The sequence below is a fragment of the Acidimicrobiales bacterium genome (assembly GCA_040219085.1).
In the GTDB taxonomy this organism is placed as follows: Bacteria; Actinomycetota; Acidimicrobiia; order Acidimicrobiales; family JAVJTC01; genus JAVJTC01.
The window spans coordinates 12,503-36,927 of record JAVJTC010000004.1; the positions used below are offsets into that span (position 1 = coordinate 12,503).

The window sequence follows — 24,425 nt, forward strand, 5'->3', positions numbered from 1 at the left end:
GGTTGGTCGCGCCGACGCGCTCGGCGATAGGTTCGGCATCCGATGAAGCCGCCCGCCTTCGACTACCACGACCCGGCGACGCTCGACGAGGTGCTCGCGCTGCTCGCCGAGGCCGGCGACGAGGCGGCCATCATCGCCGGGGGTCAGAGCCTCGTACCGCTCATGAACCTGCGCCTCGCCCGCCCCGAGGTCGTCATCGACCCCCGGCGGGTGGGCGACCTCCGCAGCGTCGAGAGCGACGCCACGGGAATGTCGATCGGCGCGATGGTCACGGCCGCGACGCTCGAACGGGCCAGCGGGACAGTGCCAGGCACGGCGGCCGCGCTCGCTCACCTTGCCCACCCCCAGATCCGCAACCGGACGACCGTCGGAGGATCCATCGCCCACGCCGATCCGGCCGCTGAACTCCCCGCACTACTCGCCGCCACGGACGGAACCGTCACCGTCGCCTCGGCCGGGCGCGGCACGCGCGTGGTCGACGCGGCGGACTTCCTCCAGGGCCCGTTCTGGACCGCACGAGAGCCCGACGAGATGGTCACGTCGGTGCGGTTCGGCCGCTTCGACGGAGAGATCACGGTCGCGGAACTCGCACCCAGACCCGGCGATTTCGCCACCGTCGGCGTCGTCGTGGGACTGCGCGTCGACAACGGCCAGGTCGGCGCGGCGCGGATCGTCGCCTTCGGTGTCGGCGGGACGCCGGTGCGAATGAGCGAGGTCGAGGCCTCCCTCGTCGGCTCCGCCGCTGACGCTGCAGGCTTCGCCGCCGCCGGTGACGCGGTGAGGGCCGGACTCGACCCCACCGGCGACGCGCACGCGAGCGCCGACTACCGCCGCCACGTCGCCGGGACGCTCGTCACACGTGCACTGCTCGAACTCGCCGGAGTGGCCCGATGACCCGACGCGCTGTCACCTTCGAGGTCAACGGGGAGGCCGTGACGGTCGACGTCGAGCCTCGCATGCTGTTGTCCGACGTGTTGCGCCACGAGGTCGCGATCACCGGCACCCACGTCGGTTGCGAACAGGGATCGTGCGGCGCCTGCACCGTGATCGTCGACGGGAACCCCGTCAGGTCGTGCCTGATGCTCGCCCCCCAGGCCGAGGGCACCGTGATCGAGACCATCGAGAGCGTCGCCGACGGCGACGAGATGGACCCGGTACAGCAGGCGCTGCACGCCGAGCACGGCCTCCAGTGTGGGTTCTGCACGCCGGGGATCGTGATGTCGCTGGTCGCAGCCCGCCGCGCCGGGAGCGACGCTGCGGCCGCGTGCGACGAGGTGCTCGGTGGCCACCTGTGCCGCTGCACCGGCTACGTGAACATCCGCCGCGCCGTCCACCGGGCGTGGGAGGACCTGCCCCGCGAACACGACCCCACGGTGGGGCGATCTGCCCAAGGCGGCGGGAGCCTGCCCGTCGAAGGCGGCGAGGCATCATGAGCCCACTGGTCGGTCAGCGGGTCGGGCGGGTCAACGACGCGAAGGCCCTGCGCGGGCGGGGCCGGTACATCGACGACCTCCACCTCGCCGAGGCCCACGCCGCCATCGTCCGCAGCCCCGTGGCGCACGGGGTGATCCGCGGAATCGACGTCCCCGACGACCTCCCCACCGGCGTCGCAGTGCTCGGCCCGCAGGAACTGAACGCCGCCGCTCCGGGGCGGTTCCCGGTCCTGTGGTGGCTCGGCGACCAGACCCAGCACCACACCGAGCTCATCGGCGACCGTGTCCGCTACGTCGGACAGCCAGTCGGGATCGTGGTCGCCGCGAGCCGCTATGAGGCCGAGGACGTCGTCGACCGGATCGAGGTGACCGTCGACGAACTCGACGTCGTCATCGACCCGGTCGCCGCACTCGAGCCGGGCGCGCCGCTGCTCTATCCCGACCTCGGCACCAACGTGTTGTGCACCGTCGAGACCGGCGACGACGCGGCCCACACCGACGCAGTGTTCGCCACAGCCGACAGGACCCTGTCGACGACGCTGCGCATCGGCCGAGTCAACGGGCTGCCGATGGAAACCCGCGGCATCGTGGCCGAACCGCTGCCCGACGGCCGCCTCGTCGTCCACGTCTCCACCCAGGCCGCCCACGCCGTGCGCGACGGGATCTGCGAGGTGTTCGAGATCCCCCAGCACATGGTGCGCGTGGTCACACCCGACGTCGGCGGCGGATTCGGCCTGAAGGACCACCTCTACGAGGACGAGGCGATGGTCATAGCCGCGGCCCGCAGCCTCGGGCGTTCGGTCAGCTGGACCGAGGACCGCCTCGAGTCACTGACGGTGACCACCCACGCCCGCGACGAGATCCACGACATCGACGTCGCCTTCGACGACGACGGCACGCTACGTGGCCTGCGGGTCTCGTCGGTGCGCAACGCCGGCGGCCGCTTCGCCGTCTTCGGCGGCGGACCGCTGTTCACCGCCCTCGGTGTTCTGCCGGGCCCGTACCGCTGGGAGGCGGTGCGCGGCGTCGGGCGGGTCGTCGCGACCAACACGATGTCCACCGGCGCGTACCGCGGGTTCGGCCAGACCCAGGCGGTGGCCATCCGCGAACGCGCCGTCGAACTCGTCGCCCGCGAGCTCGGAGTCCATCCGGCAGATCTTCGGGCGCAGAACATGATCACCGCCGGCCAGCTTCCCTACGAGGTCCGCACCCACCTCGTCTACGACAACGGCGACTACCCCGAGGCGCTCCGCCGGGCACGCGCCATGATCGAAGACGCCCCGACACCTCCCGACGACGGCCGTAGGCGCGGGACCGGTTGGGCGAGCTACGTCCAGCTGGCCGGCGTCGGGCCGTCCGTCATCAACGAGATGATCGGGGTCCGCATCGGTGGGTTCGAATCCGCCGAGATCCGCATGGACCCCGACGGTTCCGTTCGGATCTTCAGCGGCGTGTCGCCCCACGGCCAGGGGCACGAGACCACCTTCGCCCAGCTCGTGGCCGACGAGCTCGGCGTGGAGATGGACGCCGTGACCCTCGTCACCGGCGATACCGACTCGGCGCCCTACTCCGCATACGGAACGGCGGCTTCCCGCTCGATCGCCGTCGGTGGCGGTGCCGCGGTGTCGGCGAGCCGCGAGCTCGCCGACAAGCTCCGGCGGATCGCAGCCGAACACCTCGAAGCGAACCCGGCCGACATCGAACTGGGCGGCGGTACGGCCACCGTCGTCGGGTCGCAGGTCTCGGTACCCATCGCGGAACTCGCCAGACTCGCGTGGCGTGGTCTGGGCCTGCCCGACGGCGACGTCCCCGGCCTGACCGCGGCGCACTCCTACGACCCGGCGAGCGCCACGTTCTCCTACGCCACCCACGCCTGTCGGGTCGCCGTCGACCCCGACACCGGGGCCGTGGAGGTCGAGGACTACGTCGTCGTTCAGGACTGCGGCACGATGGTCAACCCGACGATCGTCGAGGGCCAGATCGTCGGCGGTATCGCCCAGGGCCTCGGCGCCGCGCTGATGGAGAGAGTCTCCTACGACGAACACGGCCAGCCGACGGCCGCGACGCTGCTCGACTATCACACCCCCGTGTCGGCCTCGATGCCCGACGTGCGTATTGACCACCTGGAGATCCCGTCGCCGTACACCCCGGGCGGCATGAAGGGCATGGGCGAAGGCGGCACGAACGGCGCCTACTCGTGCGTCCTCAACGCCGTGTACGACGCGGTGCCCGAGCTCGGCGCCCGCCGCATCGAATCGCCGCTGACGGCACCGGTGATCTGGGAGGCGCTGCAGGGCGCCTACGCCCACAGGCGCGACGAACCCTCCTAGCGACGGTTCGTCCAGCGCGGCGGACGCTTCTCGGCGTAGGCGCGGTGGAACTCGCCGAAATCCTCGCCGCCCATGACCAGCGCCTGCAGGGTCGCCTCGTGTTCGAGCGCCGCGGTCAGGTCCATGTCCAGCTCGCTGGTGATCGCCCGCTTCGTCGCCGCATACGCGAAGGTGGGACCCTCGACCAGACGCTTCGCGAGCTCGGCGGTCGCCGCAGTCAGAGCATCCGGCTCGACGACACTGTTGGCGAGACCGAGACGGTCCAGGTCCGCCGGTGACAGCGGCTCACCCAGCATCAGGATCTCGGTGGTGCGGGCGAGCCCGACCATCCGGGACAGCAGGTAGATCGCACCCATGTCAGCGCCGGCTATCCCGAGTTTCGTGAACGGGAAGTGCAACGAGCCCTCGGTGGAGACGATCCGGAAGTCCGCCGCGAGGGCGAGCATCGCGCCGCCCCCGACGGCCAGGCCGTTGACGGCTGCGATGATCGGCAACTCGCACCGACGCATGTTGCCGACGACGTCGCTGGACATCCGCGTGAAATCGAGCACCTTGCGGGGATCGGCTTCGAGCAACTCCGCGATGATGTCGCGCACGTCGCCGCCGCTGCAGAACGCCCGGCCTTCGCCAGTGAGAACGATCACGTCGGCGACCCCGGCGTGGGGAAGCTCGGCGAAGATGTCCCGCAGGTCCGCATAGCTGTCGAGGGTGAGGGCGTTGAGCGCCTCGGTCCTGTCGAGTCGGATCGTCGCGACCCGGTCGGTGACCTCGAAGTCGAAGTGCCGCCACTCGTCGGTGAAACCCGGTGATCCCCTGAAGCCCACGCCCACCCTCCCCTTCCGGTCGGAACCCGATGGTGGCACCACGTCCCCGGGTGGTGCGATTCGACCCGTCCCGACGGCCCGTCGGTCAGGCGTCGAGATCGAGGGTTGCGGCGAAAGCCTCGAGTGCGCTTCTCGAGGCCTGTTCTCCACGATCCGCCATCGACGCGACCGCATCGAAGTCCAGGAGTCCGCAGTCCTCGAGGGGAAGGTGGACGTAGAGATCGGCGTGGCCTTCTCTGACGAGCCGGTCCCGGTTCTGAACAGACGCCATGAGCGTCGAACGCACGAGGATCCCCGGCAGTGTCGGCGGCGCATCGTGGCCACGTCGCCTGTCGAGGCGATCCCACAGTGCCCGCCACCCTGACAACGACAGCCCGAAGCCGACGTCCAGCGACGGTGCGTCGGTGGGTGACACGTCGATCGCGAGGACGGTCCCGGACGGATTCCGTCGACGCATCTCGTCGAGAGGGAGGTTGTTGAGCAGGCCGCCGTCCACGAGGAGTTCGTCGCCGAAGGGAACCGGCGGCAGGACGCCGGGGATGGCGGTGGATGCCCGCACGGCCACGGCGAGGTTCCCCGAATCGTGGATCACCTCGGTCGCGTGGGTGAGGCTCGACGAGACACAGAAGTACGGGATCCACAGGTCCTCGATCCCCGTGTCGCCCAGCGCGGACTCGAACGCCTCGGCAACCCGCCGTCCGCGCAGCACAGCGACGAGCGGCAACGTGTAGTCGAAGAGGTTCTCGAACCTCTGCACCGCGACGGCCTCCCAGCCGCGCGCGTCGTAGCCGAGCGCGGGCCCGGTACCCATCACCGCACCCATCGACGTCCCCGCGACCATGTCCACCGGGATAGCCATTTCCTCGCAGAGCCTCAGCACACCCAGGTGAGCGAAGCCCCTCGCTCCGCCGCCCGACAGCACGAGGCTGACGCCGCGGCCCGTCACGAGCCGGGCGACCCGCGCGATGTCACCGGAGTGGTCACGCCGCATGTGGAGGTGGGCGACGCCGGGTCGCCGATCCAGCCACCTCGTCGTACCGCGCGGCAAGGCGGTGCTCGGGTCGTGGACCAGCACGAGAGTCGTCGGAACGTGATGGTGATCCGCGAGGAACTCGAGCACCGACCTCTCCACCCCGTCCGGTGTCGGGTCCGCCGCCGCATCGGCGACCACCAGGACGTGGTCCGCCGCGCGGACGGCCCGGCGCGTCCACGGCGACCAGGTGCGGTCGGCGACGAGCACGATGAACCGACGCGTCTCCTCGAGTTCCCCCAGCCAGTAGTCCAGGCGCAGCGCCCCCACGCCGTGGTCTGGCGACTGGGAGATCGCGTCGCGGCCGAGGTGCCTGTCGACCTCCGCCGAATCGAGGATTGCGCTTCGATCGGGCCCCAGGGCCTCGAAGAGTTGCCGCGCCGCGCCATCGACGTCGACGTCGGGACCCGCCCCGACCACGACGATGGCCTGACGTGTCGCCGCCGGCTCACCGCCGGAGCGCACACGCCGCAGGACGGTCCTGGCCACCTCCATGACGACCTTGGGCGAGCGTTCCATCACCAGCGCGAAAGCCGCCCGGTCGAGTCGCACGAGGTGGCTGTCGCGGACCGCGTACACGCTGGCCGACCGCGGCGTGTCGTCGAGAAGGCCCATCTCACCGACCATCTCGCCCCGACCGATCTCGCCGAGTACGACCTCGTCCCCACCTGTGCCGACCGCGGCGTGGAGTCTGCCCGACACGACGAACCAGGCGGCATCGGATTCGTCGCCCTCGGCGAACAGCGTCTGCCCGGCGGGGATGTTCACCCACTCCATGAGCGACTCGGCGAGCTCGAGCGTGTCGGGATCGGCGCTACCGAACAGGCGACTCACGTGATGTCGCAACTGGGTGTGGCGGAGTCGCTCTGTGGCGATCTCGGCCAGCCGACCGATGAGAACCCCGTCATCGGCCGCCGTCCCGTCGAGCGCGGATGCGGGGATCGCCACCACGGTCACGGACCCGAGGGCGCGCACCGTCGTGGCGCGTGTGTCCCCCGTGAGGACACCGATCTCACCGAGGAGACCGGGGGCGGAGACCTCTGCGAGCTTCTGGTCAGCGAGGCCGTCGAAGCCGAGGAGCACCTCCACCGTCCCGGACGTCAAGACGAGGAGTTCATCGGAGACCGCCCCCTGGGCGAGCACCGTCGCGCCCGCTGGCAGACGCCGTACCCGGGAGGCGGCTGCGAGCGCTTCGAGCGCGTCCTCATCCAGGTCGTCGAAGGGCTCGACAGCCCGCAGGTCCCCGACGTCCACATCCCCCATCTCCCACTGATCGTGCCACAGCCGGGTGCCTCCGGCCGGTCCGGCGTGGCCCCGCCCCATCGGCGACGATGGGGACATGGAGCCCGACCCGACCGACAGCGGTCCCGCCCACACGCCCGCGCGGACGACGGCGCCGGGCTTCCGTGTCCCGATGCTGGCGACTCTCGCGGAGCCCGGTGACGTCGGCGACGGATGGGTCGTCGAGCGCAAGTTCGACGGCATCCGCCTCGTCGTGGTGCGCGACGGCGACGACGTCGCACTGTGGACCCGCAACCACAACCGCCGCGACGGGTCGTTCCCGGACCTGGTCGCCGCGCTGCGTGAGCAGCCGGTCGACCGCTTCGTCGCCGACGGCGAGGTGGTCGCGTTCGAAGACGGGCGCGACAGCTTCGCCGCGCTGCACGGCGGTGGCGCCGTGTTGTTCCTTTTCGATCTGATGCACCTCGACGGTCACGACCTGGACGACGTGCCGCTGGTCGACCGCCGGCGCCTGCTCGAACAGGCGGTCGTCTTCGATGCGAAGATCCGGTTCAGCCCGAGCCTCGACGGCGATGCGACGGCGCTGTTGACCGAGGCGTGCGCGCAGGGCTGGGAGGGCCTCGTCGCGAAGCGGGCAGGGGGCCGCTACGTGCACGGCCGCAGCCGCGACTGGCTGAAGCTGAAGTGCGTACGGCGCCAGGAGATGGTCATCGGCGGCTTCACCGACCCGAAGGGTTCACGAACCGGCCTGGGGGCGCTCCTCGTCGGCCACCACGACGGTGGAGACCTCGTCTATGCGGGGAGGGTCGGGACGGGTTTCGACGAGTCCACGCTCGTCTCGCTCATCGAACTTCTCGAAGCGCGGCGGCGGGAGAACCCGCCCTTCACGCGGGGCATGGACAAGGGTGGTCCGCCGAAAAAGGCAAGCCACTGGGTCAACCCTGATCTCGTGTGCGAAATCGGATTCGCGGAGTGGACGCCCGACGGAAAGCTGCGCCACCCGCGGTTCCTGGGTCTTCGGGACGACAAGGACGCATCCGCCGTCGTCCGTGAGGACGACGTCGTAGCTCAGGCGGCGGACGTCTTCCCCGACGAACCGGAGACCGCCCGGTAGATCAACAGGACGATCACGGCGCCGATCACCGAGCCGATGAAGCCCGATGCCTGGACCGCGCCGTCGTCGATGTCGGCACCGAAGACGGCGTAGCCGACGAAACCGCCGGTGAAGCTCCCGACGATCCCCAACAACCAGGTGCCGAGAAGCCCCATGGGGTCCGGGCCGGGGACCAGGAGACGGGCGAGGCCGCCGACGACGAGGCCGGCGAGTGCGAGGACGATGATGAAGACGATCACTGGGAACTCCTTTTCGTTCTGCGGTCATCGTTCCCATCGGTGCCGTGGGACAAACAGCCCGGACGCGACGGCGCCCCGGCCGGAATCCCGACCGGGGCGCCGTCTGACCTCCGGGGAGGAACGGTCCTTGATGCCGCCTCAGGCGACCGTGGCGGTCCAGGAGAACTGGTTCGCCTCCTGGCCCTGCTCGTAGTAGACGCCCTCGATGGTCGTGTCGGAGGTGATGACCCCCTCGTAGGTACCCCGGCGGAATCCGAGACGCTCGGGAGCGTCGTCGACGAAGACCACGGTGCCGTCCGAGTTGACCTGGCCGACGAGGGTGAACTGGCCGGTCTCGGGCCACTCGCTGACGCCCTCGATCGTGCCGTCCGGGTTGATCTGGAAGGCGAAGCTGTGGGAGGCGACCGGGTCGTTGACCGAGCCGGCCAACACGATCGCCTCTGCGGCACCACCGGTCATCGGATCGCCCCCGCTGGAACCACCGGCCGGCGGCGCAGCCACAACCGGGAGCTCGAAGCCCTGGATCGCGTTGTCGTCGAAGAGCGACATCAGGCCGTGGACGTGACGGACGTGGACACCGAAGTTGTTCGCCGCCTGAGCCTGCCGGTCGACGATCTGCTCGCCGGTCTGCTGGTCGATCGCGAACACCAGCCGCACGGTCCCCGCGTTGTTCACGGCCACCACCGAGTCACACAGGACGATCGCGGAACCCGAGGTGCCCGGCGTCGTCGGTGCCTGATGCTGGATGACGTCGACGTTCGTCACGTCGACGACCTCGTCCTGTCCGTGGGCCCGGAGAGCCGAGATGCGTCCGGTCAGCGACGTCGCCTGAGGGATGGTCAGCCCCGGGACGGAGGTGATGAAGTCGTCGACGTCACCGGGGAACCCGGACAGGAGGATCTCGTCGCCTGCCGCGATCGCCACGTTCTCGGGGGCCAGCGTCAGGACGCTCGGAAGTACTTCCTTCGTGGTGATCAGTGCGACGTCGGGACTTCCGAACGGATCGCCGGTGTAATCGGGATGCACGATCGCCCGCAGGAGCTCGACGACGTCGCCGGTTCCCGCCTGAACGGCGACTGCCCGGCTGTACTGGATTCCACTCTGCGCAGCTCCCTCGAAGCCTTCGGCGACGTGGGCATTGGTGACGAGGACGCGGTCGTCGACCGCCCATGCGGTGCCGATGAAGGTGTAGGAGGGCTCGGCCTGGTTGGCGACGACGGCCTCACCGAAGACCTGATAGGTGGCCCGGTTCATGAGCTCGAACATGGCCTGGGGGGAAGGGCACTCCAGCGCGGTCGGGACCGAGCTCGTGGTCGAACCGGCCGTGGATCCCCCGTCGGATGCGGCGCCGTCGTCGCCGCCATTTCCTGCGCTCAGGTCGTCGCCTCCGCCGCCGCAGGCGGCGGCGAACACTGCGATGGCGATCAGAGCGGCAAGCAGTCGGGCCAGGCTGGCCCCTCTGCGTGCGGTGCCGATCCCGGCGCCCGTCTGGTGGTTCTCTGCGGTGGTGTGCGTGTTCGATCGGTTCTTCATGATGTCCTCCTCGGTGCTTGGTCACCCCGGTTGTACGACGAAGGCGACACGGCGACCATCGGGGGAACCCCCCACATTCTGGCCCAGTCGACGGATGCGCATGACCAGAGGTCCGTACGTCTCTAACATCGTGCGGGTGCATGAAGACCAGTCAGCCGACCTCGAGGTGACGTTCATCGACGAGCTCCACCCGGTCGCGGAGTCGGGCCAGCTCACATTCGGCCGCGACGGCGACATCACCGTCGACGACGCCAACGCGTACATGCACCGGCGGGTTGGGTCGTTCGTCAACCACGACGGCACCTGGTGGATCCGCAACGACGGCCGGACGATCGAGATCGTGGTCGTCACCGACACCGGCGCCCGGATCTCCCTCGATCCCGGTGCCTCCCAGGCCCTCACCGGGACTTCGGGCCTCGTCCGGTTCGAGGCCGGCGGGCTCACCTACGAGCTCGAGTACTCGCTGCACAGCCCGGCCGGCCCCCCGAGCACCGAGACCGCGGAACTCACGCGGGGAGAGACCCTCGAGTTCGGGACACTGCGGCTCAACGACGAACAACGCCAGATGCTCGTCGCCCTCGCCGAGCCCCAACTGCGCGATCCCGCCGCGGAGAGCCACGAGATGCCCACCAACGCCGAGGTCGCCCACCGGCTCGGATGGTCGCTGCGTAAGTTCGACCGCAAGCTGGACTACATCTGCCGCCGCCTCGACGAGCAGGGGGTCCGGGGGGTACGCGGCCGGCAGGGGGTTCAGGCGACCGACAGGCGCCGCGTCGTCATCGACCACGTGCTGCGAACGGGGCTCATCGGCGAGGATGACCTCAGCCACCTCGACGAGACCGACTGAGACCGCCATGAGGGCCACCGCCGAACCCCGACCCCGTGCACCGGGCCCGACCCGCGGGCCAGCCGCCGTGGGGGGTCTGCGCCACGCCGGATGTATGGGGGGTCCCCCCCATTCCGGTCCGGTGCCCGTCCGTCCTACAACGGGGCCATGGACAACGAACGAGGTCAGATCCAGGTACGCCCGGCTGGCGCCGCCTCGGCGACTCCGGCAGTCTTCCAACGGGGGCCACATCTCCACGACCGACCCGTCCCCGCAGGTGGCGTGATGGCGAGCCTTGGAATAGACGGAATCGACGACGAGATCGAGATCGGCCGCGGCGGTTTCGGTGTCGTCTACCGGGGGCACCAGAGCGACCTCGGCCGGACTGTGGCCATCAAGGTCCTCCCGGCGAACCTCGACCAGCGCGCCCGTGACCGCTTCGACCGGGAACGTCGTGCCATGGGGTCGCTGTCGGGACACCCGAACATCGTGACCGTCCACAGCACCGGGTTCACGACCGACGAGCGCCCCTTCATCGTGATGGAGTTTCTCGAGCGCGGGTCGATGGACGACCGCATCCGACGCGACGGCGCGGTTCGCTGGGACGAGGTCGCCGACCTCGGCGCGGCGCTGGCCGACGCCGTTCAGGCCGCACACGACGCGGGCATCCTGCACCGCGACATCAAGCCGGCCAACGTCCTCGTGTCGGACCGGGGCGAGCCGAAACTGGCCGACTTCGGCATCGCCCGCCTCGAAGGGGCGCCCGAGACGGCCAGCAGCGTGATCACCGCGTCGATCGCCCACGCGGCCCCGGAGATCCTCGACGGTCGACGTCCGACCGAGGCGGCGGACATCTACTCCCTGGCTTCGACACTGTACGAACTGCTCATCGGGCGACCGGCGTTCTGGCGCGAGACCGACGAGTCGCTCGTCCCGATGCTCGCACGCATCTCGCGCGAGCCCGTTCCCGACCTGCGTGCGCTGGACGTCCCGGCACCGCTGTGCGCAGCTCTCGAGGCGGCCATGGCCAAAGACCCCGCGGACCGACCCGCATCCGCTCGGGCTTTCGGGGAATCGCTCACCGCGGCGCTCGCCGAGGCCACCGGCGCGGCGCGATCCGACGACGGATCACCAGGTGGCCACACGATCAGTGTGTTCAGTCCGCCACCGCCCCACGACGCTCCGCCGGCGACGTCGGGGAATCCTCCCGTGGGTGCCCCTCCGGGACCGCCTCCCGCAGGCCCGCTCGCCGGTGGCGCGGCGACCAGTCAGCCCGGTGGCACGGCCCACATCTCCCAACCTCCCCCGGGTGCCGCAGCGCCACCGGGAACGCCGAGCACGCCGACCGCCCGGTCGGGCCCCAACTGGAACCTCATCGTCGTCTCCGCGGGCGCGGCGATCGTCCTTCTCGTGGTGATCATCGTCCTCGCCACCCGTGGTGGGGGCGGTGATGACGCCCCACCGAGCGGCGACGACGGAGGGGCCACCACCTCGGGGCAGGCCGTACTGCCCGTCAGCGGCGGCGAGGACTACCCGGCCTACACCACCCTCTTCGACGACACGGGTGCCATCCAGCTGTCGGTGCCGGCCGCATGGTCCGACGTGGACCTCGGCGCCGCCGACCGTTCCGTCGCCGTCATCGGTGTCTCGACGAACGTCGCCCGCGCCCTCGAGGAGTTCGACACGCCCGGTGTCGTCATCCGGGTCGACCCGGGGCCACTCCTCGACGCCGACGCTGCGCTCGACGCCTTCGTCGACCCGACCGGGTGCGAGAGCCGGGGACGGGGGGCGTACGCCGATCCCCTCTACACCGGCCGCTTCGAGCAGCTCGTGAACTGCGGGGACGTGAACTCCACGATCTGGGTCGTCGTCGCAGCGCCGACCGACAACAGCTTCAGCGTCGTGGTGTCCATCCAGGCCGTCGACGAACGCGACGAGGCCGCTGCTCGACGGGCGCTCGACACCTTCATCATCGAGCCACGGGCGGTACCGGGGTCATGAGCGACGAGACGGACATCTCGCCGGGTGGCGACCTCACCGACGACCTGATCGCAACCGACGTGTGGACCGACGAGGCGGTGGCCGCGGCGGGAATCCCCGTCGTCGACGCGCCCTTCGTGACCATCGGCGGGGGGCTCGGCTCGTTCGCCCTCGTCGACACACTGCGCATCGCCGGCGTCGCTCCCGACCAGATCGCCGTCCTCACCACCCTCACCGAGCCGTGGACGACCTACGAGTACCTGGCACGCAACTCCCAGATCCCGGGCCACGAACGGCTCCGATCCGACTCCGCGTCCACCATGGACAACATCTGGGGGTTCCCCAGCTACGCCGTACGCGAGGGCCTGGCAGCGAAGGGGTTCGGGGCGAAGCTGCAACCCCTGTGGAACGTCCTGGTCGAGCCAGTGCTGTCGGACTTCTACACACCCCGGGCCGGCGACGTGTACCGCTCGGTGGAGAAGGAGGCCGCACGGATCGGCTGGGACACGCTGCTGCGCCCCGGCATCGTCCGGATGGTGCGGCGCCGCCACGGCGGCGGCTACTTCAGCGTGCTGACGCCCCCGGAAGGCACCAGCGTGACCCGCCGGGTGGCCTACCGGTCGCGCTGGGCCCACGTCGCCGTCGGCTACCCCGGCGTGAAGTTCCTTCCCGACCTCCAGGAGTACAGGGAACGCCACCGCGACTTCAGCCGTGTCGTCAACGCCTACGAGCCCCACGACCACGTCTACGAGGAACTGAGGGCCCGGGGCGGCACCGTCGTCGTGCGCGGCTCGGGCATCGTCGGCAGCCGGATCCTCCAGCGCCTCATCGACGACCGTGAACAACACGGCGCCGACACGACGATCTACCACCTGTTCCGCAACTACGTCCACGGACCCCAGGGCGACAGCGCCACCTTCCGTCGCGACGGCGGGCGGGGATTCGCCTACCAGGCGTTCAACTTCCCGAAGGCGGCCTGGGGCGGCCAGATCAAGGACCAGTTCGAGGCGCTCGACGGTCCCGAACGGGCGAAGCTGCTCGGTCGCCTCGGCGGGACCAACACCCCCAGGCGCCGCTCTTGGCAGGAGCAGATGGACCGGGGACTCGCCCAGGGCTTCTACCGCCAGACCGTCGGTTCGGTCACCTCCGTCGTCCCCGGACCCAACCAGACCATCGTGACGACCCTCGACGGCGAGGACGGCCAGACGTACTCGGTGGAGGCCAACTTCGTCATCGACGCGACAGGCCTCGAATCCGACATCGCCGAGCACCGTCTCCTGGCGGACCTGTTGGATCACGGCGGCGCCGCACGCAGCGACTACGGCCGCCTCGACGTCGACCCCGACTTCGAGATCAAGGGCACACGGGCCGAACCGGGGCGGATGTACGCATCCGGTTCGGCGACCCTCGGTGGCCACTACGCCGGCGTCGACTCGTTCCTGGGCCTGCAGTACGCGGCGCTGCGGATCGCCGACGACCTCGCGGACCAGGGCTTCGGCAACCGGATCGGCGTCGGGCGGTCGATCTCGCAGTGGTGGCGCTGGGTGCGCAACCGGAAGGTGGACGGATGACCCCCAGCTTCATCGGACGCATCCAGACCCGCCTGTTCCTGCTCGCCACCGTCGGGGTCGTGTGGACCCTGCTCATCACCCCCCTGTTGCCCTCCAACGACGGCCTGCCCGGCGAGAGCCGCATCGGCGACCTGTACTCCACGACCTTCGGCGCCCTCGTGACGATCGCCATCGTCGGGGTGATCGTGTGGGAGCCGATCTACCACGGTCTCCAGCAGCTGCGGTGGGAGAAGGACTGGCCGATCCTCTACGGCCTTCTGACCGGGATCCCCGAGGGCCTCGTCGCCTGGGCGATCGTGCGCGAGATGGTGATGGACTCGACGACGGTGCCCTCCGATGCGACCTTCTGGTGGCACTTCACCACGACGTGGGTGATCGTCTGGCTCGTCGCCAACGGACCGCTGCGGGTCGTGTTCATCCGCTGGCGCTACCGCGGCGGCCGGATCCGTTGAACGGGACGGTGCCCCGCGAAGGTCGACCCCGACCGGCGCTCGACACCCTGGAGGGCGCCTTTCTCGAGGCACAGCAGGCGCGGACCGAGTCCACACGCAGACGGGGCCGCCTCGCCCTGGTGGTGCCTCTGTCGGTCACGGTCGCATGGGCGGCGTACGTCTCCGCGTCAGGCCAGTGGGGTCGGGTCGGCGACAACGTCGCGGCCTCGGTCACGATGGTCTTCGGCAGCTTCGTGGCGGGCTCCACCCCCCAGGGCGGAGGTGCGGTGGCGTTCCCCGTCTTCACGAAGGTGCTCGAGGTCCCCGCCGAGGTCGCCCGTTCGTTCTCCCTGTCGATCCAGACCGTCGGGATGGGGGCCGCCGCGCTGGCGATCGTGGTGACGCGACGCGCCGTCGAATGGCGCGCCGTGGCCGTGGGCATTCCCGTGGCGGCGACGGCGTTCGTGGCGACGCTCGTGCTCGCAGGGGACGCCGGCCAACCGTTCTGGCCATCACGACTTCCCGGCCCGTATGTGAAGGTCACGTTCACCCTCGTCCTCGCTGCGATGGCGTGGCTCGTCTTCCTCGCCCAGCGGGTACCCGTGCGCAAGGTCGACGCCGGATTCACGGCCCGCAACGCCCGCCTCGACGCCGCTCTGGTCCTGGCGGCAGTTGCGGGTGGGGTCGCCTCGGCGTTGGTCGGATCGGGCGCCGATGTGGTCGTCTACCTGATGGTGGTCCTGATCCTGGGCGTCGACGCCCGGGTCGGGGTCCCCACGAGTGTGCTCGTGATGGCCTCGGTGAGCGCGGTGGGATTCGTCGTCCTGGGCCTGTTGGACGGCCAGCTCGCGACGACGGTCGTCGGCGACGCCGTCACCGAACTCGGAGGCGCCGAGGTCGCACTGGTGGACGGCGCGGCGGTGTTCGCATCGCCCGATGCGCCGGGTTCGCTTCCGCTGCCCGCCGACCGGTTCGATCTCTTCGGCATGTGGATCGCCGCTGCGCCGGTGGTCGCCTGGGGTGCCCCGTTGGGGTCATGGGCCGCTGCGCGGGTTACGCGGACCCAGCTCGTGCGGTTCGTTCTCGTGCTCGCGGTCGCTGAGATCGTGTCGACAGCGATCTTCCTCGACGAGTTGCACTCGGACCCGGCCCTCGTCGCCTACGGCGTAGTCGGTCTGGCCGTCGCCGCGACGGGACTCACCTGGGTGGCCGGGCACCGCAACAAGCTCTTCGGTCTGCCGGGCGTCGACGGTCTGGCCACGCTGCGCCGCACGGATCTCGAGGTCGACAGCGACTTCAGTCGGCACCTACGCAACGGTGACGATCCATGACCGGCCACAGGAGGAACCGACCGTGAAGGGCATCGCCGACTACGTGTTCACGGGCACGCTGCGGGAGGGCAACCACGGAACGTTCCATCTCGCGGCGCCGCCCGCACGACTGGGGGTCGACGCCGACACGGTGGTGGTCAAGGTCCTCCACGAGCGTGCCGGCGACGACGAGTTCCGCCGGATGGCGAACGAACTGCGGATCCACGCGTCGGTGGACTCGCCGCTATTGGTGGCAATCCTCGATGCCGGGCACCAGGACGGTCGCCTCTACTACGCGGCTGAGCACTTCCCAGAGGGCAGCCTCGCGGCGCCGACCGGCGAGCGTGACGGTGCCGCCCGGATCGCCGCGGTACGTGACGCCGCCCGGGCCGCGCACGCGCTCCACGAGGCCGGCGTGGCCCACCGCGACATCAAGCCCGACAACGTGATGCTGACGACCGACGGCGGCCGACTCGGAGATCTCGGACTCGCCCAGATCCTGAACCCGGGGATGACCGTCACGGGGGTCGGACCGATCGGCGCACTCGAGTACCTCGCTCCCGAGGTCGCCCATGGCGCCCCCGGCGGCCGGGCGAGTGACATCTGGGCCCTCGGCGCGACCCTGCACCGGGCTCTCACCGACGCCCCGCTGTACCCCGAGATGCCCACCGGCTCTGTGCTGGCGGCCCTGCGCCACCTCCTCGACACCAGACCGACCGTCGCCGGCGATCTCGCACCTGAGGTCGCCGTCGTCGTGACCGCCTGCCTCGAGCCCGAACCCCACGATCGACCCGCCACCGCCGCGGAGCTCGCCGACCGTCTGGAGGCACTCACATGAGAGCCGTCGTCACCGCGGGTGAGGCCCATGTGGCCCGGTGGCCCGACGCCGCCGCCGTCATCGGCCCGCCGGGAAGCGCCGCCGACGCACTGGTCGGCGCACTCGACGCCCTGGGGTCACGCGACGTCGACAGCGTGCGCGCGCTGCTCGGCGCGTCGCCCGACGAGGTGTCGGCCTCGGTCGTTCTGCTGCGCCCGCCTCCGGAGACCTCCCACCCGGTGCTCGTCAGTGGGACGGGGATCGTGACCCACGGCGGCGCCACCATCGCGGCCGACGGCGACGGCGTCGCGGAAGGCGACGCGAGTGGCACGCCGATCGTCCTCGCTGTCGACGCGACCACCGCAGCTGCGGCCGGTGGTATCGGGGACCTGCGCACGGGCATCGTGGCCGGATCCGCACTGACCCTGCTGCCCGATCCCCGCGAGGCCTCGCCCGTCGCCGAGGCCGCCGCTCTCGACACGGACCGCCCCGCCGACGACGCGACGCCAGGCGACACGCTCGTCTTCGAACCGCAGACGACTGGTGAGTTCACCTTCGTCGACGTTCGCAACACGGGCGCGACCGTGCGGCGTGCCCCGCTTCCGGTGGCCGCCGCTCCCGACCCCGAGGCTCCCCTCGAGACGACGGTCTTCTCGCAACCCGCCCAGACCGACGAGGACCGGCCCGCGACGGAGGTCTTCGGGATCCTGTGCGCCCGCCAGCACTTCAACCACCCTCACGCCCGGTACTGCAACCGCTGCGGGCTCTCGATGCTGCAACTGACCCACAACCTGATCGCCGCACCCCGACCGACACTCGGCTTCCTGGTGTTCGACGACGGAGCGACCTGGGCGATCGACCGCTCGTACCTGATCGGACGCGACCCGACGGCGCCGACCAGCACCGCGCTGGACCGACTCGGGGTCAGCGGTGATGCGTCGACCGTGTCGATCGACCACGCCGAGGTCCGGCTCGAGAACTGGGACGTGACTCTCGTCGACCTCGGCTCGACGAACGGCACGTTCGTGTGGGACGCCGCGACACACCGTTGGGAACGACTCGCACCCCGCCGGCCCGTCACCATCGCACCGGGGGCGACGGCCGCCGTGGGCCACCGCACCTTCGTCTACGAATCGGCCCTCCTGCGGTGAGGCTGCACCGTCACCGGGCACACCGGCACCCGAGCCCTACAGTGCGGCGATGACGAAACTGGCCGAGAGACTCCCCGGGTGGTTGGCAGAACACGGCGAGCCGGGCGAACAGCTCACCTCGTGGATCAGCCTCGGGTACGCGAGGGACGCCGGGGCACACGGCAAGACCGCCATGGATGCATACCTGGCCTCCCGGGGTCTCGACCCGGCGGCGGAGTTCACCCCCTACGAACGCCAGGCGTTCGCGGCCCTGACCGATCGGCGGGTGCTCCTCGGGAAACTCCGCGGCTTCCTGGGCAACAAGCCCGCGGAGCTACTGCGTGCGACCAGCCTCGGGGAATGCCGGATCGAGTGGTGGGACGAGCCGGCGCCGGGGCCCGACAAGCGCTACCTGCTCTTCGTCCTGGGCGACTCGTGGTACCGAACCGCGGCGGTGGTCAGGAAGAGCACCAACGCCGACGTCTTCATGGCGGCGATGGGGCCGAACGCGGTCAACGTCCCCCGCCCCAGGGGCTGACCCGGCGGACGGACTCGTGTGCGCCGGGCCTCACGGCTGCGAGACTCTCCGAACACGCAGCCGGGGGGCACCGACATGGACACACTCGAAGCGATGGCGACGTGCCGGGCAATCCGGTACCTGAGGCCCGATCCGCTACCCGACGACATCGTCGAGACGATCCTGCACGCCGCCACCCGGGCCCCGAGCCCGGGGAACACTCAGGAGTGGGACTTCGTCGTGGTGGACGACGCGGATCTCCGCCGACGCATCGGCGAGGCGGTCGCGCCGAACCTCGTCCCCCGCGTGGAGAAGATGCCCCGACCCGACCGCACCGCCCGGCTCATGCTCGACGGGGTGGAGCACATGGCGCGCACGCTGGCCGAGTGCCCGGTGATCGTGTTCGTCTGCGGAGCCGTGAAGTACCCGCCGAGCGCGCCGATGGAGAAGTTCACGTGGTCCGCCGTCTACCCGGCCGCACAGAACCTCATCGTCGCAGCGAGGGCGCTCGGTGTCGGCTCGGTGTTCACCACGATCCAACTCAATGCGGAGCCGCAGATCCGGGAGATACTCGGCATCCCCGACGAGGTCCTGATCGGCGCGACGATCCCCCTCGGCTGGCCCGACGCGGAGTTCGGCCCGGTCAGGCGGCGACCGCTGAGCGACTTCGTGCACCGCAACGGCTGGCAGGGTGAACTGCGGGCTTGAAGCGGGTCCCGAGGCGCGGCTCGCGGGCGAATCCTCGCTCCGGTGGCTCGCAGCCCCCGCGATTCGATAGCCTGCGCGCTGTCATGAACGCAGCGAACCCACGCGACCCCATCTCCCGCCTCAGCCACGCCAAGCCCTTCGAGGTGCGCGCGACCGATTCCCTGAGGGAGGCGGCCACGGTCCTGACCGAGAACCGCGTCGGCCTTCTCGTCGTGCGCGGCTCCGAGGGCATCGTCGGTGTCGTGTCGGAGCGTGACATCGTCGCGTTCATCGCCGACGAAGGCGACTGCGACGAGGGCCGCGTGGGCGACATCATGACGACCGAACTCGTCATCGTCGAGCCCCACGCGACCATCTCCGCCGTGGCGTCCACGATGCTCGACAGCGACGTCCGCCACCTGCTCGTCGGCCTCGGCCACGACGTGGACGGGATCGTGTCGGTACGTGACCTCCTCAAGGTCTTCTTCGACGCCTGAAACCCGACTGGAACGTTGCGGTCCTGCTCAGTCGGCGACCAGGTGACCGCGTAGCTCCGCCAGGTCGCTGAGGCTCCGCAGGACGTCGTTGAGGTGCGTACACGTGGATGGTCCGGTCATCTCAGCGGACACCCACCACCGCAGGTCGCCCAGTCGGCGACCCACGACCCGCTGCGCACTGTCCAACGCCGCCGGACAGTCGACGTGGGGCAGGGTTCCGGGCGTGACATCGATCGCCGTGACGACATCGCCGTCGACGGACGCTGTGAGCGAGTACTCGTGCAGGACGATCTCGCGGCCGTCGTCTTCGATGTGGCCGTCGCGGAAGTAGGCGTCGACCCCCCAGGTGTCACCCCCGCCGGGGGTCACGTCGAGACGACGGGAACGCCGCATCGAGTTGGGCGGTAGCAACCGGAGTTCGTGCCAACCCGCGGGATCATCACCACGACGCAACGGCTCGGCGACCGGGCCCACCGGAACCATCTGCATCCCCCGGCTCTCGAGAGCGATGAACGCTGCGCCGTCGCGGGCCCAGCCGGCACACAGGTCGGCACGCATCTCGACCTGATCGGGCTGATGGAAGTGCAGTTGACCGCCCCTGCGGGCCAGCGCGTAGCTCGAGATGAAGCGGGCGGCGGGCAGGTCATCGAGCAACAGGACGAGGGGGTGTCCGTCCCACGGTCCGTGGACGAGGAGGTCGTGGGCGTCCGCGCGGAACCGCGAGCCGAGCGTCAACCCGACGAGCGAGTCGACACCGTCGAGGGTCGGCTCCACGCTGATCTCGAGGATCCGACGGGTCGTCTCGTTCGCGCGGTGGCGCACCTCGGCGGATGCGAGCATCTCGATGCCGCCGTCGGCCGTGGTGCGCACGTCGCGGGCCCGTCCGAGGCCGATCGCCTCACCGTCGCGCCGGACGATGTCGATCGACGACGTGCGCCGCAACGAACCCGGGACCCGCGCAGGAGTGACCACGGGGCGACTGTAGGCCGTCGGAGACGTTCACCCGCAGGTCTCCGCGACCCCCTCGACCGTGGACCTGCAGATGCCACCGCAGACCGCAACGTCGACGTCTAGGATTCGCGCCATGAACGGCGGAGTAGCGGTATCGAACGCGGCGGATGTGGCAGAACGGATGCTGGAAGGCTTCCCTGACCTCGACCGCTACATCGCGGACCACCCCATCTCCCACTGGGAGCAGGCGAAGCTGCGGGCGGCGCTGGCCGGGATCGCCGCGTACCGGGCCTTCCTGCAGCGCACCGGAAGAATGGACACCGCCCTCGCGCATCGCGACGCTGCGCTCGCCGCCGCCACCGGGTTCGAGCTGAAGACCCGCCCGGTGACGAAACCACGGCCCAACGGCCACTACCTGTCACCCGCAGAGATCACGACCTTCGAACGTGACGGCATCATCGGACCGTTCCCGCTGCTGTCTCCCGCCGACGCCGCCGACGTCGGCGCGCTCTGCCGCGAGCTCCACGTGAACGACTTCCGCGAGAACTGCTTCCTCGGACCCGACGTCGTGAAGGCACTCGTCGACGGAGGTGACTGGCTGCTCAACTACGGCGCTCAGTGGCAGGCCCAACGGATCCCCGAGCTCTGGGACATCGTGACCATGCCAGAGCTCGCGGACCGCATGGCGAGCCTTCTCGGTGACGACGTGATCTGTTGGCGCTCACAGCTGTTCGAGAAGCGCCCGGGTGACCCCGGGACCTTCTGGCACCAGACCGCGGCCTTCCGCGAGTCGAGCCCCTCGGACAAGCTCGCTGCACCCGAGGGCACCGACCCCGGGATGATCCAGCTCAGTGTCTGGGTGGCCCTCACCGACGTCACCGTCGCGAACGGCGCTCTGCGGATGGTGCCCGGGACCTTCGCCGACGGTCGACTCGAACAGCTCTACAACTGGGGCCTCGACAATCTCCCGGCGATGCTCGCGAGCCTGGACCCGGCCCGGGCGGAGCAGCTGCTGAGGCTGCGCTCTTTCTCCACCGGCAGCTTCTTCAAGGCGCAGTCGGTCTTCGAGGCCATGATCGACGTCGTGGCCGACATGTTCGCCGGTCGCGAGGTGCGGGACCTCGAGATGCGTGCGGGCGAGTGCATCATCTTCACGTCCCTCAACGTGCACGGAAGCCACGCCAACAGCACCCGAAGCGATTCGCGCCTCGCGTTCGTCGGCCGGTTCACGACCAACGACGTGCGCGTCTGGCCCGACATGACCACCGACGTCTTCTCCACGCCGGCGGGCCAGCTCCCCTTCCCCACCGAGCCGCTGAAGGTCATCCAGGTCCACGGAACCGACACGTTCGGCCACAACCGCATCGCCACCGCACCCACCGAGCCCCGCCGCCTTGCGCGGCCCGTCGTCGGTGTCTGACCGGGACGCTCCGGCGCCCGTGCCAACCACTCCCGGTCGTCTGCGACGCCGATGAGCCCGGGGCCGGAACCCGTGACCGTCCCCGGCGGGCGCACACTCAAAAGCCTCGTCGGGACGGAGTTCCCGCCCGGGCACTTCCGCATCGAACCCGACGCACACAGCGCGGCCGTCGCCGCCCTGCACCTCGACCGGTGGGACTCGCCGGTCGCCCATCCCGTCTACGGCCACATCGCGCTCAACTCGGGCATGGGGATCGCCCGTGAGGACTTCTTCGCCCTGTGCGGGAGCACGCTGCGCACCGGCGCCCTGTTCGGTCGTGGCGTCATCACGTGGCACCAGCCGATGCTCATCGGCTCCCGCTACACCGTGCACTCCCGGATCGTCGCCGCCGAACGCAAGACCGGCCGACGCTCCGGCACCTTCGACCTCGTGACCGTCCACATCGACGCCGACGACGAGGACGCCGAGGCGACGGTGTCGATGGACGAGACGTACGTGTTCCTGCGGAGCGCAGCCGGTGGCTGAGAGCCCGGACAGCCACCTCGTCGAGTTCGTACCGGTCACCGTTGAGGTGGCCGAGGCGGACGTCATCGCGATGATGGACGTCATGGGCGACATCAACCCGGTGCACTCCGACCACGACCTCGTCGCCGAACTCGGACTGCGTGGTCTGGTGAACCAGGGCCCGGCGAATCTCGCGTACGCACTGAACATGATCGTCGCATGGGCCGGCGACCCCGCTTCGATCCGCCGCGTCGACGTTCGTTTCGACGCGATCACGTGCCCCGGCGACCGCCTCGTCGCGACCGGTGGCGTGACCTCCACCACCCGCACCGGCAACGAGACGATTGCGACGTGCGCCTTCCGCCTGGACCGTGACCTCGGCAACGGCACGACCGAACAGATCCTCTCGGGGACCGCCGACGTGCTCGCGCCGCAGGAGACGAAGTGATGCTCGACCCCGAACTGGTCCTCCCGACGCTGTTGGCCCGCCGCGCCGATGCGGAACCCGATCGCACCTGGATCCACCACGTCGACGGCCGATCGATGACGTTCGCGGCGGCCGAGGAACGGATCGTGCGTTGGGCCACGGCGCTGCGAACGCTAGGGGTCGACGCCGGCGACACCGTCATCGTCATGACGCCGAACTCCTTCGACGCGGCACTGCTCTGGCCGGCGGTGGCCCGACGCGGCGCCATCGAGGTGCCCGTCAACAACGCCTACCGTGGGACGATCCTGACGCACGTGGTGAACGACTCCGCCGCGAGGATCGCCGTCGTGCACGCCTCGTTCGTGGACCGCTTCGAGGCGGTGCGCAAGGACCTGACGACCCTGGACACGATCGTCGTGGTCGATGCCGACGACGGTCGCTCCCCCTGGTCGGGCACCAGCGTCGACGCTGCGGAGATCCTCGTCGACGCCGACCTCGCCGCGGCCGGGCACCTCCCGGCCCACCACGAGACCGCGTGCATCCTCTACACGTCGGGGACGACCGGACCCTCGAAGGGCGTCGTGATCCCCTGGGCGCACGCGCACGCGACCGCGGTGGGACTGATTCCGCTCGACGATCTCGGTGAGGGCGACGCGTGGTACTCCCCGTTCCCGCTGTTCCACATGAGCGGGAAACTCGCTCTGTACGCGACGGCGATCTACGGCGGCCCCTTCGTCGTGCGCGAGTACTTCAAGACCGATGTGTTCTGGGACGAGATCGACCGCTTCGGGTGCACCGTGTGCCTCGTGATCGGGGCGACCCCGGCCTTCATCTGGAACCTGCCGCGCTCCGACGACGACAGGAACCATGCCCTGCGCAACGTGCTCATGGCGCCGATGCCCGACGACCCCCGGGCCTTCATGGATCGCTACGGCTGGAGGATCTGCACCACCTTCAACATGACCGAGATCTCGGGCCCCGTCGCGTCCGGCTGGACACTCGGGCCCAAGGGCAGCGCCGGGAAGGTCCGGGACGGCTACCAGGTCCGGATCGTCGATGAGTTCGACGAGGAGGTCCCACCCGGGGTGCTCGGCGAGATCGTCGTCCGCTCCGATGAACCCTGGGTGCTGATGGCGGGCTACTGGAAGAATCCCGAGGCCACGGTGCGGGCATGGCGGAACTACTGGTTCCACACCGGCGACGCCGGACGCTACGACGCCGACGGCTGGTACTACTACGTGGACCGCCTCAAAGACGCCATGAGGGTCAGTGGCGAGAACGTGTCCTCGATGGAGGTCGAGGCAGTGGTGCTCGAGTCCCCCGACGTCGTCGAGGCCGCCGCCGTGGGGGTCCGCAGCGATCGGGGCGAGGAGGACATCAAGCTCTATGTCGTGCCTGCGGGCACCGACTTCGACGCCGTGCGGCTCATGGACTTCCTCAAGCCCCGGCTACCGCGTTTCATGATGCCGCGCTACGTGGTGGCCGTGAGCGAGGTCCCCAAGACGCCGACGGAGAAGGTCCGCAAGCACATCCTGCGGGACCGACCACTCGAGCCCGACGCATGGGACCGGATCGCCGAGGGCTACGTCATTCCCCGCTGAACCCCGGGACC

The 24,425-nt window shown here is 70.0% G+C and carries 23 protein-coding genes; 18 read left to right on the top strand and 5 right to left on the bottom strand.

The annotated features are described in order from the left end of the window. Positions 1 to 42: 42 nt before the first annotated feature. Genes RIE08_01585 through RIE08_01595 form a run of 3 tightly spaced genes read left to right on the top strand, consistent with a single transcriptional unit; the run spans position 43 to position 3,763 of the window. The gene (locus tag RIE08_01585) at positions 43 to 894 is read left to right on the top strand and encodes an FAD binding domain-containing protein (GenBank protein ID MEQ8716278.1); all 852 of its coding nucleotides are present in this window, start codon (positions 43 to 45) and stop codon (positions 892 to 894) included. Beyond that, a complete protein-coding gene (locus RIE08_01590) occupies positions 891 to 1,433 on the top strand; it encodes a (2Fe-2S)-binding protein (GenBank protein ID MEQ8716279.1) in 543 nt (180 codons plus the stop codon). The genes RIE08_01585 and RIE08_01590 overlap by 4 nt, the downstream gene beginning before the upstream one ends. Continuing rightward, a complete protein-coding gene (locus RIE08_01595; GenBank protein MEQ8716280.1) occupies positions 1,430 to 3,763 on the top strand; it encodes a xanthine dehydrogenase family protein molybdopterin-binding subunit in 2,334 nt (777 codons plus the stop codon). Before RIE08_01590 ends, RIE08_01595 begins: the two co-directional genes overlap by 4 nt. Here the strand turns inward: RIE08_01595 and RIE08_01600 are convergent. Together RIE08_01600 and RIE08_01605 are read right to left on the bottom strand one after the other, a co-directional pair. Beyond that, positions 3,760 to 4,587 (bottom strand): enoyl-CoA hydratase-related protein, encoded by an 828-nt coding sequence (locus tag RIE08_01600; protein MEQ8716281.1) that lies wholly within the window; start codon positions 4,585 to 4,587, stop codon positions 3,760 to 3,762. The genes RIE08_01595 and RIE08_01600 overlap by 4 nt on opposite strands. An 85-nt stretch (positions 4,588 to 4,672) precedes the next feature. Continuing rightward, on the bottom strand, positions 4,673 to 6,880 hold the full coding sequence (locus RIE08_01605) for a cyclic nucleotide-binding domain-containing protein (protein ID MEQ8716282.1): 2,208 nt from the start codon (positions 6,878 to 6,880) through the stop codon (positions 4,673 to 4,675). A 76-nt stretch (positions 6,881 to 6,956) separates the two neighbouring features. Between RIE08_01605 and ligD the strand changes: the two genes are divergently transcribed. Further along, positions 6,957 to 7,973 carry a non-homologous end-joining DNA ligase gene (ligD, locus tag RIE08_01610; protein MEQ8716283.1) on the top strand — a complete coding sequence of 339 codons (1,017 nt, stop codon included), beginning with the start codon at positions 6,957 to 6,959 and terminating at the stop codon, positions 7,971 to 7,973. Here ligD and RIE08_01615 read toward each other — a convergent pair. Further along, complete coding sequence (locus tag RIE08_01615) at positions 7,928 to 8,212, bottom strand: GlsB/YeaQ/YmgE family stress response membrane protein (protein ID MEQ8716284.1); 285 nt, start codon at positions 8,210 to 8,212, stop codon at positions 7,928 to 7,930. The two genes, ligD and RIE08_01615, sit on opposite strands and share 46 nt — an antisense overlap. 138 nt (positions 8,213 to 8,350) lie before the next feature. Further along, entirely contained in the window at positions 8,351 to 9,745 is a 1,395-nt protein-coding gene (locus tag RIE08_01620; protein MEQ8716285.1) for a serine protease, read from the bottom strand. Between the two features lie 136 nt (positions 9,746 to 9,881). Between RIE08_01620 and RIE08_01625 the strand changes: the two genes are divergently transcribed. From RIE08_01625 to RIE08_01670, 10 genes are all read left to right on the top strand, one after another. Further along, on the top strand, positions 9,882 to 10,592 hold the full coding sequence (locus tag RIE08_01625; protein ID MEQ8716286.1) for a hypothetical protein: 711 nt from the start codon (positions 9,882 to 9,884) through the stop codon (positions 10,590 to 10,592). Positions 10,593 to 10,739: 147 nt separating this feature from the next. Beyond that, positions 10,740 to 12,572: a serine/threonine-protein kinase gene (locus RIE08_01630; protein MEQ8716287.1), complete on the top strand. Its 1,833-nt coding sequence runs from the start codon at positions 10,740 to 10,742 to the stop codon at positions 12,570 to 12,572. Next, complete coding sequence (locus RIE08_01635) at positions 12,569 to 14,122, top strand: hypothetical protein (GenBank protein MEQ8716288.1); 1,554 nt, start codon at positions 12,569 to 12,571, stop codon at positions 14,120 to 14,122. Before RIE08_01630 ends, RIE08_01635 begins: the two co-directional genes overlap by 4 nt. After that, positions 14,119 to 14,574 (top strand): hypothetical protein, encoded by a 456-nt coding sequence (locus RIE08_01640; protein ID MEQ8716289.1) that lies wholly within the window; start codon positions 14,119 to 14,121, stop codon positions 14,572 to 14,574. Before RIE08_01635 ends, RIE08_01640 begins: the two co-directional genes overlap by 4 nt. A gap of 8 nt (positions 14,575 to 14,582) precedes the next feature. Further along, positions 14,583 to 15,884, top strand: a complete 1,302-nt coding sequence (locus RIE08_01645) for a TSUP family transporter (GenBank protein ID MEQ8716290.1) — start codon at positions 14,583 to 14,585, stop codon at positions 15,882 to 15,884. Positions 15,885 to 15,906: 22 nt separating this feature from the next. After that, positions 15,907 to 16,701, top strand: a complete 795-nt coding sequence (locus RIE08_01650) for a serine/threonine-protein kinase (protein ID MEQ8716291.1) — start codon at positions 15,907 to 15,909, stop codon at positions 16,699 to 16,701. Further along, complete coding sequence (locus tag RIE08_01655; GenBank protein MEQ8716292.1) at positions 16,698 to 17,831, top strand: FHA domain-containing protein; 1,134 nt, start codon at positions 16,698 to 16,700, stop codon at positions 17,829 to 17,831. The genes RIE08_01650 and RIE08_01655 overlap by 4 nt, the downstream gene beginning before the upstream one ends. A gap of 49 nt (positions 17,832 to 17,880) precedes the next feature. After that, entirely contained in the window at positions 17,881 to 18,348 is a 468-nt protein-coding gene (locus RIE08_01660; GenBank protein MEQ8716293.1) for a hypothetical protein, read from the top strand. A 75-nt stretch (positions 18,349 to 18,423) separates the two neighbouring features. Then, the gene (locus tag RIE08_01665) at positions 18,424 to 19,035 is read left to right on the top strand and encodes a nitroreductase family protein (GenBank protein MEQ8716294.1); all 612 of its coding nucleotides are present in this window, start codon (positions 18,424 to 18,426) and stop codon (positions 19,033 to 19,035) included. 83 nt (positions 19,036 to 19,118) lie between these two features. After that, on the top strand, positions 19,119 to 19,511 hold the full coding sequence (locus RIE08_01670) for a CBS domain-containing protein (GenBank protein ID MEQ8716295.1): 393 nt from the start codon (positions 19,119 to 19,121) through the stop codon (positions 19,509 to 19,511). Between the two features lie 27 nt (positions 19,512 to 19,538). Here the strand turns inward: RIE08_01670 and RIE08_01675 are convergent, their stop codons facing one another. Continuing rightward, complete coding sequence (locus RIE08_01675) at positions 19,539 to 20,483, bottom strand: DUF2889 domain-containing protein (protein MEQ8716296.1); 945 nt, start codon at positions 20,481 to 20,483, stop codon at positions 19,539 to 19,541. Positions 20,484 to 20,595: 112 nt separating this feature from the next. On the opposite strand from RIE08_01675, the gene RIE08_01680 reads away from it, so the two are divergent. Genes RIE08_01680 through RIE08_01695 form a run of 4 tightly spaced genes read left to right on the top strand, consistent with a single transcriptional unit; the run spans position 20,596 to position 24,414 of the window. Beyond that, positions 20,596 to 21,882 (top strand): phytanoyl-CoA dioxygenase family protein, encoded by a 1,287-nt coding sequence (locus RIE08_01680; protein ID MEQ8716297.1) that lies wholly within the window; start codon positions 20,596 to 20,598, stop codon positions 21,880 to 21,882. Positions 21,883 to 21,933: 51 nt separating this feature from the next. Next, a complete protein-coding gene (locus tag RIE08_01685) occupies positions 21,934 to 22,407 on the top strand; it encodes a hypothetical protein (protein ID MEQ8716298.1) in 474 nt (157 codons plus the stop codon). Beyond that, positions 22,400 to 22,834 carry a MaoC/PaaZ C-terminal domain-containing protein gene (locus RIE08_01690; protein MEQ8716299.1) on the top strand — a complete coding sequence of 145 codons (435 nt, stop codon included), beginning with the start codon at positions 22,400 to 22,402 and terminating at the stop codon, positions 22,832 to 22,834. Before RIE08_01685 ends, RIE08_01690 begins: the two co-directional genes overlap by 8 nt. After that, on the top strand, positions 22,834 to 24,414 hold the full coding sequence (locus RIE08_01695) for an AMP-binding protein (protein MEQ8716300.1): 1,581 nt from the start codon (positions 22,834 to 22,836) through the stop codon (positions 24,412 to 24,414). The genes RIE08_01690 and RIE08_01695 overlap by 1 nt, the downstream gene beginning before the upstream one ends. The last annotated feature ends 11 nt before the right edge of the window (positions 24,415 to 24,425 follow it).

What these genes read in the sequence shown, in the direction of transcription:
- RIE08_01585 (MEQ8716278.1), top strand. Translation starts at nt 43, where the DNA reads ATGAAGCCGCCCGCCTTCGACTACCACGACCCGGCGACGCTCGACGAG.
- RIE08_01590 (MEQ8716279.1), top strand. Translation starts at nt 891, where the DNA reads ATGACCCGACGCGCTGTCACCTTCGAGGTCAACGGGGAGGCCGTGACG.
- RIE08_01595 (MEQ8716280.1), top strand. Translation starts at nt 1,430, where the DNA reads ATGAGCCCACTGGTCGGTCAGCGGGTCGGGCGGGTCAACGACGCGAAG.
- RIE08_01605 (MEQ8716282.1), bottom strand. Translation starts at nt 6,880, where the DNA reads ATGGGGGATGTGGACGTCGGGGACCTGCGGGCTGTCGAGCCCTTCGAC.
- ligD (MEQ8716283.1), top strand. Translation starts at nt 6,957, where the DNA reads ATGGAGCCCGACCCGACCGACAGCGGTCCCGCCCACACGCCCGCGCGG.
- RIE08_01620 (MEQ8716285.1), bottom strand. Translation starts at nt 9,745, where the DNA reads ATGAAGAACCGATCGAACACGCACACCACCGCAGAGAACCACCAGACG.
- RIE08_01630 (MEQ8716287.1), top strand. Translation starts at nt 10,740, where the DNA reads ATGGACAACGAACGAGGTCAGATCCAGGTACGCCCGGCTGGCGCCGCC.
- RIE08_01635 (MEQ8716288.1), top strand. Translation starts at nt 12,569, where the DNA reads ATGAGCGACGAGACGGACATCTCGCCGGGTGGCGACCTCACCGACGAC.
- RIE08_01640 (MEQ8716289.1), top strand. Translation starts at nt 14,119, where the DNA reads ATGACCCCCAGCTTCATCGGACGCATCCAGACCCGCCTGTTCCTGCTC.
- RIE08_01655 (MEQ8716292.1), top strand. Translation starts at nt 16,698, where the DNA reads ATGAGAGCCGTCGTCACCGCGGGTGAGGCCCATGTGGCCCGGTGGCCC.
- RIE08_01660 (MEQ8716293.1), top strand. Translation starts at nt 17,881, where the DNA reads ATGACGAAACTGGCCGAGAGACTCCCCGGGTGGTTGGCAGAACACGGC.
- RIE08_01665 (MEQ8716294.1), top strand. Translation starts at nt 18,424, where the DNA reads ATGGACACACTCGAAGCGATGGCGACGTGCCGGGCAATCCGGTACCTG.
- RIE08_01670 (MEQ8716295.1), top strand. Translation starts at nt 19,119, where the DNA reads ATGAACGCAGCGAACCCACGCGACCCCATCTCCCGCCTCAGCCACGCC.
- RIE08_01680 (MEQ8716297.1), top strand. Translation starts at nt 20,596, where the DNA reads ATGAACGGCGGAGTAGCGGTATCGAACGCGGCGGATGTGGCAGAACGG.
- RIE08_01685 (MEQ8716298.1), top strand. Translation starts at nt 21,934, where the DNA reads ATGAGCCCGGGGCCGGAACCCGTGACCGTCCCCGGCGGGCGCACACTC.
- RIE08_01695 (MEQ8716300.1), top strand. Translation starts at nt 22,834, where the DNA reads ATGCTCGACCCCGAACTGGTCCTCCCGACGCTGTTGGCCCGCCGCGCC.